Source organism: Gracilimonas sp. B-17 (genome assembly GCF_056857935.1).
In genome coordinates this window covers 107,877-122,967 of the sequence record NZ_JBSXOA010000012.1, presented here as the reverse complement: position 1 = coordinate 122,967, position 15,091 = coordinate 107,877, and the positions used below count along the sequence as shown (strand labels likewise).

Below are 15,091 nucleotides of genomic sequence, written 5' to 3'. Positions count from 1 at the left end.
CCTTAGATTCATCTAAAATTACGAAAGATAATCTCACTAATATATGTGCCTGATCACATTTGCCTACAAAAAGCATCCAAAATATGAGCTCATTCTGGCAGGCAACAGAGATGAATTCTATGGCCGGCCAGCCCGACCTGCTCAGTTCTGGACGGATGAAGGTCATCCTGATATATTGGCCGGAAAAGACCTGGAAGCCGGAGGCACATGGCTTGGAATTCATAAAGATGGCAGATGGGGAGCCTTGACTAACTACAGGGATCCCACGATCGTAAAAGAAGATCCTCCTTCACGCGGAGAATTAGTGATCAACTATTTGACTTCTGACAACTCAGCAATTGAATATTTGCAACATCTCTCTTCCAGTGCTCAGGATTATAATGGCTTCAACCTGTTGCTTTGGGACAGTGGCCATTTCTACCATTTCTCAAATCAAAGTAAGCGGATGACTGCCATAGAACCCGGTGTGCATGGAATCAGCAATGCTTTACTTGATACTTCCTGGCCAAAACTAAATACTGCCAACAAAAAAATGGAAGACCTGATAAGCTCAGAGGAAATAAATAAAGTTGAGCTATTTGAACTTCTGATGGATCGATCAAAAGCGGAAGATGAGAACCTGCCTGTGACCGGAATTCCCAGAGACCTTGAAAAGGCGATCTCCCCCATATTCATCAAAACTGAAAATTACGGAACCCGGTGCTCAACGGTTCTTCTTATTGATAAAAACGGGAATGTTGATTTTACAGAGCACACATTTAAGCCCGGAAGTACTGAAATTGATTCTGAAAATCACTTTTCATTTTGACAGGTTCGTAAAAATTTTAGCCTCCGCTTAACTTTTACTGAATAATTCATTAAATAGGCGACCTGCTAACATCAGCTGAATTTTCATGTTGTTAACTCGATCAAATCAAACTAAATGACCTACAAATATTCTAAACCTACTCTATTTCAGGCTTTTGTTCCTATCATTTTCCTGATCATAGCACTTTTTATAAACGTGCGCATTTTTGGGGATGCCTCGCTGGATGGTTCCAACCAGATCATTTTAATGCTTTCAGCGGCTGTTGCAAGTTTAGTCGCATTCCGGTTAGGCTTTAACTGGCGGGAAATTCGATCGGGTATTGTAAAAAGCATCAGTTCCGCCATGTCATCTATAATTATACTGCTGCTGATAGGCTCTCTGGCTGGAACCTGGCTACTGAGTGGTATTGTACCGGCCATGATCTACTATGGACTTATGATCCTTAATCCTACTATCTTCTTATTCGCTGCCTGTGTGGTATGTGCGATCGTAGCTGTTGCAACCGGTTCATCCTGGACAACCGCTGCTACTGTTGGTATTGCATTAGTAGGTATTGGAACTGCTCTAGGTCTTAATCCCGGAATGGTAGCCGGAGCCATTGTTTCCGGGTCATATTTTGGAGATAAGATGTCGCCATTGTCTGACACCACAAACTTAGCCCCTGCCATGGTTGGTACTGATCTGTTTACTCACATTCGCTATATGGCGTATACCACCGTGCCATCTATTTCAATTTCGCTGGTCCTTTTCCTGATCCTTGGTTTCATGTATGGAGGAGATGCTCAGGTCATGGATACCGACAAGATATTAATGGCCATCGATGGAGCATTCAATATTAATGGATGGTTATTTATCGTACCCATCATCGTTGTTGTTTTGATCATCAAAAAAATTCCTGCCATTCCTTCAATTCTTTCAGGTGCACTATTAGGCGGATTATTCGCCCTTATTTTTCAACCTGATGTAGTACATACCGTATCAGGTTATGAACAGCATTCCTGGGAATCAAGTTATGTCGGAGTCATGATGGCTCTTTACGGTGACATCAGTATTGTGACTGGTAATGCCATCGTAGATGATCTGCTAAGTTCAAGTGGAATGTATGGGATGCTTGGAACCGTTTGGCTGATCATATCCGCCATGATCTTTGGTGGAGTAATGGAGGCAAGTGGGATGCTGAAACGCATTGCTGAAGCCGTGATATCTATGGTTAACTCAACCGGTTCATTGATAACTTCAACTGTTGGAACCTGTGTGTTCTTTAACGTCACGGCCTCTGACCAGTATCTGGCCATTGTAGTACCGGGACGAATGTACACTGATACCTATAAAGAAAAGGGACTTGCTCCTGAAAACCTGAGTCGTACCCTGGAGGATTCAGGTACGGTAACATCAGTGCTGGTTCCATGGAACACTTGTGGGGCATATCACGCTAATGTATTGGGTGTATCCACCTTTGCTTATTTCCCCTTTGCCTTCTTTAACCTGATCAGTCCATTTATGACGATCTTTTATGCTTATGCAGGAATCAAGATCCGTACTCTTGCTGAAGCTAAAGGAAAAGAATCTACCGAAGATGACTTTGACAATCCCTGATTCTTCATCATCATTCGAATATTTATGATATAAAAAAGGCGAGCCATACGGCTCGCCTTTTTAATTATATTTTGTTCTCAAGTTATCGTATTACAGACGCTCAAGGGCTGTATCTATCCTGTCAAGCACTTCTTCCTTGCCGATCAGTTCTAGAGCCGGAAACAGATCCGGTCCGAAACCCTGACCGGAAACAGCAATACGCAAAGGCATCATCAACTTTCCAAAACCAACATCGTGCTCTTCAATGGTTTCTTTAAGCTTCTCCTTTAAAGTAACCGCCTCAAACTCATCATCCGATAGTTGCTCGATCTTCGCTTTGTAAGCAAGTACCAGTTGCGGACTATCATCTTTCCACTTTTTCAGTGCATTTTCATCGTAGGCTTCAGGAGCTTCAAAGAAGAAGGATCCCATACTTACAAATTCATCCACTTTTGATACACGCTCGTGTAATAACTCGATCACAGTATTCAGAAACTCATCGCTTGGGATGTCAAAACCTTTTCCAAGAAACAGAGCTTCGACCCGTGGTTTGAGTTCTTCTACAGAATGCTCACGGATATAATTCTCATTGTACCACATCAGCTTTTTGAAGTTAAATACAGCTCCTCCCTTCGATACCCGATCCAGTGTGAACAGATCACACAATTCTTCCATGGTGTGGATCTCAGAATCATCGCCCGGACTCCATCCAAGATAGGCCAAAAAATTAACCAGGGCATCCGGTTCATAATTACCGGAGATATAATCTTTGGTATTGACAGGAATGCCTTCACTCTCAGCTTTACGCTTAGAAAGCTTACCGCCACTTGGGCTCATGATCAGTGGCAGGTGCGCCATCTTAGGTGCTTCCCAACCGAAAGCATCATACAAGAGAATGTGCTTAGGGGTACTACTCAACCACTCTTCACCCCGTATCACGTGTGTGATCTCCATGGTATGGTCGTCTACCACATTTGCAAGGTGATAGGTTGGCATACCGTCTGACTTGAGAAGTACCTGATCATCAAGTCCTTCAGTGTCAAAGGAAACATGCCCTCGGATCTCATCCTCAAAACGGATCGTCTCCTTGCGGGGCACTTTCAACCGAACCACATACTCATCTCCATTTTCCAGTCTCTTTTCAACCTCATCCTGAGGTAATGTCAAGCTGTTTTTCATGGACTGACGCGTGATGGCATCATATTTCGGGGATGGGTTCCCTGACGCCTTCAGTCGTTCACGCATCTCATCAATTTCTTCTACGGTGTCAAATGCATAATATGCCTGACCCTGTTCTATCAATTGTTCTGCGTATTTGTGATAAATATCCTTGCGCTCACTTTGTCGGTATGGTCCGTGCTCACCGCCTTTCCCGGGCCCTTCATCAATTTCCATTCCTGCCCATTCCAGGGAATCGATGATATCCTGTTCAGCTCCCTCAACATATCGGGACTGATCGGTATCCTCAATTCGGAGAACAAAGGTACCATCATTATGACGGGCAAACAGGTAGTTATAAAGTGCGGTCCGGAGGCCGCCAATGTGTAGAAATCCGGTAGGTGAAGGCGCAAATCGTACGCGAACTGACATGTGTTATTTTGTTTAGTTGAATTCTTCTATTTTCAGCCTATAAAGATAAGAAATTTTAACCGCTAAATTTAAGCCATTGAAGCTGGCGCTCATCCAACCACAATTTGCCCCAAACCTCTATGATCTGGCCTCCATGCTTAAAGCGGATCAGGTGATATGGAACGACCTCGAAAGGTGGTCAAGAAAAGGCCGGACTCACCGGGCAGCGATCAAGGGGGAACACGGACTGCAGTGGATCAACATACCCATCAGAACCGAAGATAAAAAAAATGCTATCGGCGAGGTGCGAATCGATCACACCGAAGAATGGATCGAGCCATTCTGGAATGCCCTTTTGCATAACTACTCCAATGCTACCTGGTTCGATTTTTTTGCGGAAGAACTTGAAGCTGATATACGGAATTTTCATGAATTTGAGAAGCTGATCAACCTAAACACCTGGTTTTTTGACCGGCTTAAAACATATATGGAATTTGATGTTAATTACCATTTAGCAAGCCAAACTCCCGAATTTGACCCCAATCCTGATGTGTTATCAAGCAACTTAAAAGTAGATTTACTTTATCAGGAATATGATGCAAAAAATTATCAATGGTTAAGTGACCATCAGGTTCAGGCACTTCAAAAGCACCCGGTTTACAGTCAAGGTGATGATGATTTTATTGCAGGACTCAGCATCCTCGATCTTCTTTTTTATTACGGTAAAGAAAGCTTTCGGATCATTGACTCCCTTTAATTCATAAGCCTTAGCCTGCCCAGTCAGGTAACACCCCTATCTCGATGCCAAAGATCCAGCTTATGATCGTGAGGGCTGCAATTGAGATCAGACCTATAAGTAAAAAATTCAACCAAAGTCCGGCTTTGGACATTTGAGGAATCGTTATCTTATTACTTCCGTAAACAATAGCATTTGGTGGGGTAGCTACCGGGAGCATAAATGCACAGCTTGCACCTATGGCCGTTGGTATGGCAAGTAAAAGTGGGTTCTCTCCCAACCCGATTGCAACAGATGCAAGAATAGGCAAAAAAGCAGCGGTGGATGCAGTATTGCTTGTCATTTCAGTTAGAAAAACAATTAGGGTAACAACCAATATCACGATCACCCAAACAGGCCAGGTACTGAAACTCCCAATGCCGGTACCTATCCATGTAGCCAAACCCGTTTCATTGATGGCTGATGCCATACTCAACCCTCCTCCAAATAGTATCAGTACTCCCCAAGGTAACTTTTTGGTATCCTCCCAAACCAACAACCCCCGTTTTTCATCCCCACCAGCAGGAAATATAAATAACAGCACAGAAGCCCCTATAGCAATACCGGCATCTGACAAACCCGGAATAAATTCACTTACCAAGGGACGAAACATCCATAATAAAGCCGTTAAGGAAAATATAATGGCCACTTTTTTTTCTTGTTCTGAGATCCCGCCAAGTCTCTTGATCTTCTCAGCTATCAGTTCGGCCCCGCCCGGCAGTACATCTATATTGATCGGATAAACTAATTTCGTCAGAACCAGGTACATGAGTGGCAAACTGACCAATACTACCGGTAATCCGATCTGCATCCATTTGAAAAAACTGATCTCATACCCATAGTTCTCAAGCATAAAACCGGCAAGTAATGCATTTGGCGGAGTTCCGATCAAGGTTCCGATTCCTCCAATATTACATGCATAGGCAATGCACAGCAATAGAACGATCTCAAAGTTAGTCGGGTCTTCATTCCCTTCACCGGCATTTAGATTCAGTATAGAAAGAGCTATGGGGAGCATCATAATAGCGGTAGCGGTGTTACTCACCCAAAGGCTCAGAAACGCAGAGGCAATTATAAAACCTATGATGATGGAAGTGGGTTTCATACCAACCACACTAATTATTGAAAGTGCGATCCGGTTGTGTAAATTCCATCGCTCCATGGCCAGTGCAATAATAAACCCACCCATAAATAAAAATATAAGTGGATTTGCGTAAGGCGTAGTAGCTTCAGAAATTGAGACTATATCAAGAATGGGAAACAAAGCGATCGGGATCAGTGCCGTAGCGGATATTGGTATGGCTTCGGTTATCCACCAAAAACCCATCAGCAATGTTATGGCAGCTGTTTTCCATGCTGCTTCACTCAGACCCTCTGGTGTAGGTAACCACAATGTTAATAAAAAAGCAGCAAGTCCGGCGATCAAGCCAAGGAACTTTCCTTTATGTTTCATCATTGTGACGTTCGTCTTTTTTTTAGGTTAATATTAGCGAATACTTTCAATAAAAGATCACAATAAGTATTATCTGGCATGGAAGAAAAAAATACTGACCAAAATTTTTATACCGAATGGCGAACGGATTATACCGTTGTAGCCATACTGGGTATTACATACATACTCCTTTTCTTTTGGTTCACCTCAACTTTCAATTTACCATAAATGAGCTGGATCGATTGGTTAGTACTTATTGCCTTTCTGGGTTATACCATATGGGATGGAACCCGACGCGGTAAAGATGCCTCTACAATCGAGGGGTATTTGCTTGCAAATAGATCCATGCCCTGGTGGGCAGCCGGACTGTCTGTCATGGCCACACAAGCCTCAGCTATTACGTTCATCGGAACTACCGGTATTGCCTATGTTGAAGACATGAGGTTTGTACAAACCTATCTGGCAATTCCTTTTGCCATGATCTTCATTTGTATGTTCCTGGTTCCATTCTTCAGCAAGATGCAGAATTTTACAGCATATGAAGTTCTGGAAGAACGTTTTGGATTGAAAACCCGGCTTACTACATCCGGTTTATTTTTGATATCCCGGGGTTTGGCTTTAGGAGTTGTGATAGCTGCACCCTCATACGTCTTATCACTCTTGCTAGGACTCCCACTGAATATCACTATTCTGATCATCGGTATCATTGCGACCTTATATACAACTGTTGGCGGTATCGCCGGAGTGATCAATACCGATGTCAAACAAATGATAGTCATGATGTTTGGATTGATCTTTTGCTTTGGCCTGATCTGGCATCACTTGCCAGAGGAAGTTGGTTTTGACGGAGCTTTGTACCTCGCCGGTTCTCTCGATAAACTGACTGCTCTGGACCTCAATTTTGACCTCACTGAAAAGTATAATATCTGGAGTGGTGTGATCGCTGCTTTCTTCCTGATGGCCTCCTATTTTGGAACCGATCAGACACAGGTTCAGCGCTACCTCACCACCGACTCGGTTAAAAATGCCCGAAAGTCACTGTTGCTTACAGCCTATGCCAAGGTTCCCATGCAATTTTTTATTCTTTTGTTGGGTGTGATGCTCTATGTATTCTTCATCTTTAACTCAGCTCCCGCATCATTCAGAAGCACTGAACCTGTTGCCCAAACTGAACAGCAACAACTGGCAGAACAAAAGATACTCAAGGATTATCAAGTCGCTCACCTTGCAAGAAAAGAGGCCGCATTTGACGCCGTTCAAGATCGAAGTGAAAGCACTAAGCAACTTTTTGTAGAGAACGATGCCAAATTAAATGATGCCAGAAATGCAGAACTTGCTCTGCAGGCAGAGATCCGTCAGGCTGATGTGAACGACACCAATTACATATTCCCTTACTTCATACTCAATTTTGTACCTATTGGTATTGTCGGACTTATTGTGGCCGGTATTTTTGCAGCTGCCCTAAGTTCCATAGACAGTGAGCTCAATGCTTTGACCACTGTTTCCATTGTAGATTGGTATCAGCGATTAAAGGGAGACCTGCATACGGAAGCCCATTATGTGAAGTCATCCCGTGGAGTCACGTTCTTTTGGGGAGCACTTGCTACAGTATCTGCCCTACTGATGGGAGAAACACGCTCTATCATTGAATTGGTCAATCAGATCGGCAGCTACTTTTACGGATCCATATTAGGCGTTTTCATTCTCTTGCTTTGGGTCAAAAGAGCGACCGGCACAGGCGCTTTGATAGGCTTGATCTCAGGCATGTTTTCGGTGTTCCTTTTCGATCGCCTGTTCTACAATGCCGCAGCCGGTGAGTATGCCTTCATTCTTCCCTGGAGCTTAATGCCTGAAGGTTACAATAAAGCTATTGAGTTTCTGTGGTTAAACCCGGTAGGTACCTTTGTTGTGGTGATCGTTGCAATATCGATCAGTTTTATTTTTCCCGGTAAGAAGAATGGATCTAACTGAAGCGGTCTGTTAGATTAGTTTCTTTTTTTGATCTCAATTTTTGAGTCTTCTCCGAATTTTGCCCCCGTTGGTGGCCGGTAAGCCTGAAACGGTATCTTCAAAAGATTGCCTAGATCCTCATTTTCTTTTGGATCCATATGAGTATCGATCCCATACTTCAGCTCCCTGATGTCGTTCACTTCAGCAAATGTACCGAACATTCTGTCCCAGATCGCAAAGATATTGCCATAATTGGTATCGGTTAACGGCTGAGTGTAATGATGATGAACCTTATGCATCAGCGGTGTTATGAACACCCATGCAATGACCCGGTCGATCTTTTTAGGCATATTGATGTTTGCATGCGTGAGATGTGCGAATAATGCAGAAATGCTCTGATACAGGAATATGATCCAGATCGGTGCACCGACCATTATCACACCAATTATTGTAAATACCATTCTAAAAACTGCCTCACCCGGATGATGTCGCAACCCGGTGGTAACATCTACGGTCGTATCACTGTGATGAACCAAATGAAACTTCCACATAAATCTTACTTTGTGCTCGATCCAGTGTATCAGATATGCCCCAAAGAAATCAAGGAGCATCACTCCAACCACGGCTTGCGCCCAGACCGGCATTTCTATCCATTGCAAAACCCCGAACTCGTTTGCAGTTACATATTCAGAAGACCACACCAACATGCCGGCAAATCCTAACCCAATGACTACAAAAAATGCATTGAGGATCAAATTAAGGGCTGCATGCCTGACTTTTTTATATCCAAACTCAAATAAGGGGAATACTCCCTCTATGACCCAAAACAGGAAAATTCCTCCAACAAGAATTCCGGCTCTGAAGGTAGTGGGTACGTTTTCAAAAAATTCGATCAATCCTTCCATAGGTATGGTTACTTAATGTGATACCCTAAATTTATAATCATATATAAACAAAACAACCTGTATTTCGGGATCGAAATACAGGCTGCAAGTTATTTTACCTGCGAATTTAGTTAGTCTTTTGTAACAGGTTCGATCTTCCTGAACGGGCTGAGTTCCGAATTTTCAACGGCTCTCTGATAATCAGGCCAGTCCTGGGTTACAAAATCATTGATTGCGGAAACAGCTTCATTTACGGCTTCTTCTGCCTGCTGAAGCAGATTTCGCTCTCTGGCGCCAGGTCCATCATAATCACTTCCCAGATAACGATTTATTGCGTATAGATGTGTCAGAACGGTTGGATCAGGGTTCCGGACGATGCCTTGCTTATCGGATTCTTCCCCAAATACCATTTCAAATAAACCATCAATTTTTTTCTGAATTTTGTCCTGAGCCTCTTTAAAGCTCTCCAGCTCATCTTCAGAACGTTCATCAGCAGCAGCAAGGTCTTTATTTACTTTTACGATCTCATTGGCCTCAGCGATTTTTTGTACCGCCTCAGCGAGATATGCAGTCAGTGATGCCACTTGTTTTTCAAATTCAGCCGTTCTTCTTAAAGCTGAGACGGGCATATCTAAACGCGGATCTGTATTTACCGTAACCGTGGTTGAATCAGAATAATCACCAGCTGTAAATTTTACTTTATATGTACCGGGCAGTACGTCACGACCTCCGGGTTCATTGCCATCCGTTTTACGCAGTGTTTTGCTCGGCCGCTCAACTCCGGAATGATCCAATCCCCAGGTTGTACGATTAAGACCATTGTGCTCCGGCGTTCTTTCCAGTGTTCTGATCTTATTGCCTGAAGCATCATAGATCTCGATCTTTACTTTCAATTCTTCTTCATCTGATCCCGATTCTATTACATCTTTATTTACGGAATAACTCAAAAGAGCTCCAGATGGCCGGTTATCTCCGGCAAACATAGCATCTGCTGCAAATCGAACACCACGTGCCTGTCTCCATTCTGCAAGGTAGGCATCAGGAGATGAAAAGGCTTTGATCGGTTTTTCGAGTTCGTCTGTTCCATTTGCTGCTAATTCCCTCAGTGGGCGAATATCATCGAACACCCAGAACGACCGGCCAAAGGTCCCTATCACCAGATCGTGTTCTCTTGGGTGAATGATCATATCATAGGTGGAAACGGTAGGGTAATTATTCCCCCATCTGGTCCAATTTTCAGCTCCATTTACCGAAACGTATAACCCAAATTCAGTACCCAGGAACATCAGGTTTGGCTCCAAGGGATCCTGAACAAAAGACAACGCATAACCATCTACCTGATCCTCACTTGCAATATTTCTCCAGTTTCTGCCATAGTTCGTGGTATGCATCAGATAGGGAGTCCAGTTATCTCTTCGATAATCGTTGATCACAACAAATGCTTCACCTTCATTATGATCAGATGCTTTGATCTGAGACACCCAGCTACCTTCGGGTACACCTTTAAGGTTTCCTCTTAAATTTACCCAGCTTTGTCCATCATCCCTTGTGATCTGAATATTGCCATCATCAGTTCCCACCCAGATAACCTCGTTCTCAAGTGGACTTGGCTCAATGACTGTTATAGTTGTGTAGTTTTCAGCCCCGGTAGCATCTAGCGTTAATCCACCACTTAGATGTTGATTTTGCTTGGTAGTATCATTGGTCGTAAGATCCGGAGATATAATTTCCCAGGTTTCTCCACGGTCTTTACTTCTGTGTACATACTGACTTCCAAAGTAGATCGTCTTTTCATCAAAAAAATCTATGTTTATGGCTGAGTTCCAATTAAAGCGAAGCTCTTCTCCTTCCGGATGATGTGGTTTAACAAACCGACTACTCCCTGTCTCGGTATCTACGCGACCTACATTTCCCTGCTGCGACATCGCATATACATAACGACCGGAACTTCGATCGATCGCTACATCAAATCCATCCCCAAAAAAGAGTTCTTCCCAATAAGAGTTTCGAATATCTCCGGATCTCCATACATAAGCCGGCCCCTGCCATGTACCGTTATCCTGCATTCCACCGTAAATATTGTAGGGATAATCCATATCTACATTTACATGATAGAATTGCCCAACTGGAATGTTATCAACAAATCGCCAGGTTTCGCCGCGATCGTAGGTTATATTCAATCCACCATCATTCCCATCGATCATATGTTTGGGATTTTCAGGATTGATCCAGAAGGCATGGTGATCGGGATGCACCCAGTTGTAGTATGGATACATGCTTTCAAATGATCTCCCTCCATCCTCACTGATAGACAGGTAACTGTATAAACTATAAATTCGGTTTTCATTTTGTGGATCTACATAGATCTCAGCATAGTAGAATGGACGGTTTCCGATCTCACCGTCATTCTTAACTTTTTCCCTTAGGTTCCAGGTATACCCACCGTCCTCACTTCTGTAAATGGCGTTCTCCTTAGACTCAATGAGGGCATATACCATATCTGTATCACTCGGTGCAAATGCCAGTCCCATACGACCTAATTCTCCTTCCGGCAAGCCATCTTCCGGGCCAAGTTCCTTCCAGTTCTCTCCGCCATTTACGGTCATGTATAAACCTGATCCTTCTCCTCCGGATTTAAAGAACCAGGGCCAACGGCGAAATTCCCACATATTCACCAATAACTTGTTTGGATTATCAGGATCCATTACCATCTCACCAACACCCGTGCGATCATTCACGTAAAGGATCTTCTCCCAGGTCTTTCCACCATCCGTTGTTTTATAAACCCCACGATCCTCACTGTCACCCCAGGCAGAACCCTGAGCTCCCACATACACCGTGTTAGGATCCTCCGGGTGAATAAGTACTCTGTGAATATTTCTGGTCTCTTCAAGTCCTATAAATTCCCAGGATTTACCGGCATCAATACTTCTATAAATACCTGCACCACTGCTTTGGCTGTTTCTTGGATTTCCTTCTCCGGTTCCCATCCAAATGATGCTTGGGTTTTTCTGGTAGATATCCAGGGCGCCAATAGCCATAGGACCTTGATCTTCAAAGATCGGTTCCCAGGTAACCCCGGCATTTTCGGATTTCCAGACACCGCCCGAGGCCGCTCCCACATAGATAATATTATTATCTGATTGTACCACATCAATGGCCGTGATCCGGCCACTCATACCTGCAGGCCCGACATTTCTTGGCTCAATACCCTTTAGGAGATCCATATTCAGATCCTGAGCCAACAATGTTTGTACCGGGAATACCAATAAAAACAACATTCCGATAACAGAGAGAATATTAACGATTCGATTCTTCATAACGATTATTTGGTTTCGGTTTTATGAGCGAACTATAAACAACTCAGACACTTAAAACAATTTGGAGGTTGTTAAAATATTTGTCCTATCTAATTAATAAAAAAGCCTCTCACATATATAAATGTGAGAGGCTTAAGTAGAATCAATTAACTAGAAGGAATTCCTAGTTATCACCATCCAGAATATCCTGGATTCGTGCTTGTACATCCTCAAGATGTGTACGAGTCGGACGATCTAATCCTCCGGCTCTTATAGCATTATTGATATCTCTATTTAGAATATTTAGCTGATTTCTGACATTTGCTCGGATATCAGACTGGCTGACGTTGACTGAGTTACCGGCCCACCAGCCGCCCTGCAGTTCTTCTGTCATCAGATCTTCCATTTCTTCCACATAAGCACGCTGAAGTGCACGACGATGTACGTCTATGTTTTCACCTGCACGCACTTCGCTGAAGATGCCATTGCGAACATCATCCATCATTTCGTATGCGGTGTAAGTATCCTCGTCAGAACGTCTTTCGAACTCAATGAGTCTTGCGATACGTCTGCCATTTACCAGATTACTAAGAACTCCCGCTTGAGCTCCTCTGAAGCTCTCGATGGCGGTAGCCTGATTCACACGATCAAGGATCTCTTTGTTGAAAGCCCATGTTGGCGAGCTGAATGCATGCTGCTGCAAAAATGCCATAGCTTCCCGCTGTGTGGCTTCTGGTACCGCTTCGTATACAACACCTTCCTGTTCATAGGTTTTATGGTTCTCATAGATACCACCTACATTGCTCAGTACATGACCCATGTAACGGTTCCACTGACCTATGATATTCATGTATAACTCTTCAAGCTCCTCGTAATTCTCACCTTCACGCTCTGTCCAATCAATAAGATTATCGGTGATAACCTGAAGGTTGGCGAGACCGAGTTCGCCGGCTTCCATTGCATTATTGGTCAGATCTTCGTTTTGTGATCTAGGATCGATCTTGGCACCGGTTTGAGCACCATAGAAGTAAATCGGATCATCAGCTCTTTCAACCACCCATTCATTGAGGGTTTCCTCAATTCTTTCATCACTCCAGTCTTCCGGGAACCAGGTATAACCCCATTTAGCATTCCATTTATCATAAGGACCTACCGCAGGGTAGAAGTTTGTCACTCCATCTCCGGGCTGCGCTACGTAGTTGAAACGAGCGTAATCCATGATGGATGGAGCCGTTCCGTTATTTGATGTAAATTCAGGATCTCTGAGTTGATCTACAGTGTAAGCGTAACTTGAACCCCAGTTATGTGGGAAGCCAAGTGTATGACCTACCTCATGAGCAGACACAAATCGGATCAGTTCTCCCATGATCTCATCATCAAATTCAACACCACGTGCATCAGGATTTGCGGCAGCAGTCTGAATGAAGAACCAATTTCTAAGCAGGTTCATTACGTTATGATACCATCCAATATCACTTTCCAGAATTTGTCCGCTTCTTGGATCATGAACGTGAGGTCCGTAAGCATTCTGAACAGGTGATGCGAAATAACGGATCACAGAATAACGTACATCTTCCGGACTGAATTCAGGATCTTCTTCCGGTGTTGGAGGTAATTTACCCATTATCGCATTTTTGAAACCAGCGGCTTCAAAAGCAACCTGCCAGTCATCTACACCCTGTAACAGGTATTTTCTCCATTTTTCAGGAGTAGCTGGATCAACATAATAGATGATCGGATTTTCCGGTTCCACCAATTCATCACTTTCACCATTCAACCATGCGGTATAGGCCTCTTTATCTTTAGGGACCAGCTTCCATCTTGTTATGTGTCGGATAGCCTTTGCTTTTTGAGCATCATCCGTATACTGCGTTTTCTGGACACTGAAAAAACCAACTCTCTGGTCATAACTTCGTGGTCTCATTTGCTCGGCCGGTAGTAAGATCATACTGTGATTTACTTCCATGGAAATGGTACCGGTCGAGGAATTTGATGGGGGTTCTCCCGCATCATAGGTGAGTACGTTTCGCGCCTCAACATTCTCCGGATAACTGTTGATATGCTCAATAAATGTTCTGCTGCCATCCAATCGCCGAACCTGATAAGCTCTTCTACGACTGCTTTGCAGGCCTAAAGAAGGAATATCAGAGGTAAATAAACTTGTAATTTCAACCACAGAACCGGTTGAATCTTCATTCAGAGCTTCAATATCAAAAGAAGAAATGATCGGCTCGAAGTTTGAATTTTTTACAGCTTCAAAGATAGGCTCTTCTTCAGATGCGACATTTTCGTACGAGACATGTCGAAGCAAGATCTTGTCATCTTTCTTTTGCCAACGCACCACCTGGGTATTCAGCTTTTCCCCTCCGTAACCAATATTGTCAGCTGTTTTAGCCACACGGGTTACAAGAAGCATCTCTTTTTCTAAATGCTCATCAGGAATTTCATAATAATACTTTTCACCAACTTTATGGACATTGAACAGCCCTTCGTCAGTTTCAGCTTCATCAGTAATAACATCACTGAATTTCTTCATTTCGTCGTCACCGCCAGCGCCACCCCGGGCACCGTTAGTGCTGGACGGTTTATTTGCTTGTGCTGCATTCTCTGCCGTCTTACATCCCGCAAATACGAAAGTAAGACTTAGAAATAGAACAGTAAGCATTGTACCGTTTATTCTTCTATAGTTCATAAATCTTAGGTTAGTTCTTAATGGTTAATTATTGTATGAAGGTGTGGTTAGTTGAACATCAAATCAAGTCCTTAATCGAAATTACCTTGTAAAAAGTTTCATTGAAC

Annotated in this window: 9 protein-coding genes; 4 read left to right on the top strand and 5 right to left on the bottom strand. The window is 43.4% G+C overall.

All coding sequences use genetic code 11. The annotated features are described in order from the left end of the window. Positions 1–43: 43 nt before the first annotated feature. Together AC13FX_RS09115 and nhaC are read left to right on the top strand one after the other, a co-directional pair. The gene (locus AC13FX_RS09115) at positions 44–808 is read left to right on the top strand and encodes an NRDE family protein (RefSeq protein ID WP_482880258.1); all 765 of its coding nucleotides are present in this window, start codon (positions 44–46) and stop codon (positions 806–808) included. A 114-nt stretch (positions 809–922) separates the two neighbouring features. Further along, positions 923–2,404: a Na+/H+ antiporter NhaC gene (gene nhaC / locus AC13FX_RS09110; protein ID WP_482880257.1), complete on the top strand. Its 1,482-nt coding sequence runs from the start codon at positions 923–925 to the stop codon at positions 2,402–2,404. A 90-nt stretch (positions 2,405–2,494) separates the two neighbouring features. Here the strand turns inward: nhaC and gltX are convergent, their stop codons facing one another. Further along, positions 2,495–3,973: a glutamate--tRNA ligase gene (gene gltX / locus AC13FX_RS09105; protein ID WP_482880256.1), complete on the bottom strand. Its 1,479-nt coding sequence runs from the start codon at positions 3,971–3,973 to the stop codon at positions 2,495–2,497. 76 nt (positions 3,974–4,049) lie between these two features. Between gltX and AC13FX_RS09100 the strand changes: the two genes are divergently transcribed. Continuing rightward, the gene (locus AC13FX_RS09100) at positions 4,050–4,709 is read left to right on the top strand and encodes a WbqC family protein (RefSeq protein WP_482880255.1); all 660 of its coding nucleotides are present in this window, start codon (positions 4,050–4,052) and stop codon (positions 4,707–4,709) included. Positions 4,710–4,719: 10 nt separating this feature from the next. Here AC13FX_RS09100 and AC13FX_RS09095 read toward each other — a convergent pair whose 3' ends face one another. Continuing rightward, positions 4,720–6,183, bottom strand: a complete 1,464-nt coding sequence (locus AC13FX_RS09095) for an SLC13 family permease (RefSeq protein WP_482880254.1) — start codon at positions 6,181–6,183, stop codon at positions 4,720–4,722. 204 nt (positions 6,184–6,387) lie between these two features. Between AC13FX_RS09095 and AC13FX_RS09090 the strand changes: the two genes are divergently transcribed. Next, positions 6,388–8,130, top strand: a complete 1,743-nt coding sequence (locus AC13FX_RS09090) for a sodium:solute symporter family protein (protein ID WP_482880253.1) — start codon at positions 6,388–6,390, stop codon at positions 8,128–8,130. A gap of 14 nt (positions 8,131–8,144) precedes the next feature. Here AC13FX_RS09090 and AC13FX_RS09085 read toward each other — a convergent pair whose 3' ends face one another. The 3 genes from AC13FX_RS09085 to AC13FX_RS09075 form a co-directional block, all read right to left on the bottom strand. Next, complete coding sequence (locus AC13FX_RS09085; protein ID WP_482880252.1) at positions 8,145–9,014, bottom strand: sterol desaturase family protein; 870 nt, start codon at positions 9,012–9,014, stop codon at positions 8,145–8,147. A 110-nt stretch (positions 9,015–9,124) separates the two neighbouring features. Further along, positions 9,125–12,313, bottom strand: coding sequence for a VPS10 domain-containing protein (locus AC13FX_RS09080; protein WP_482880251.1), 3,189 nt, complete (start codon positions 12,311–12,313; stop codon positions 9,125–9,127). 163 nt (positions 12,314–12,476) lie between these two features. Then, on the bottom strand, positions 12,477–14,984 hold the full coding sequence (locus tag AC13FX_RS09075) for a zinc-dependent metalloprotease (protein WP_482880250.1): 2,508 nt from the start codon (positions 14,982–14,984) through the stop codon (positions 12,477–12,479). Positions 14,985–15,091 lie beyond the last annotated feature (107 nt).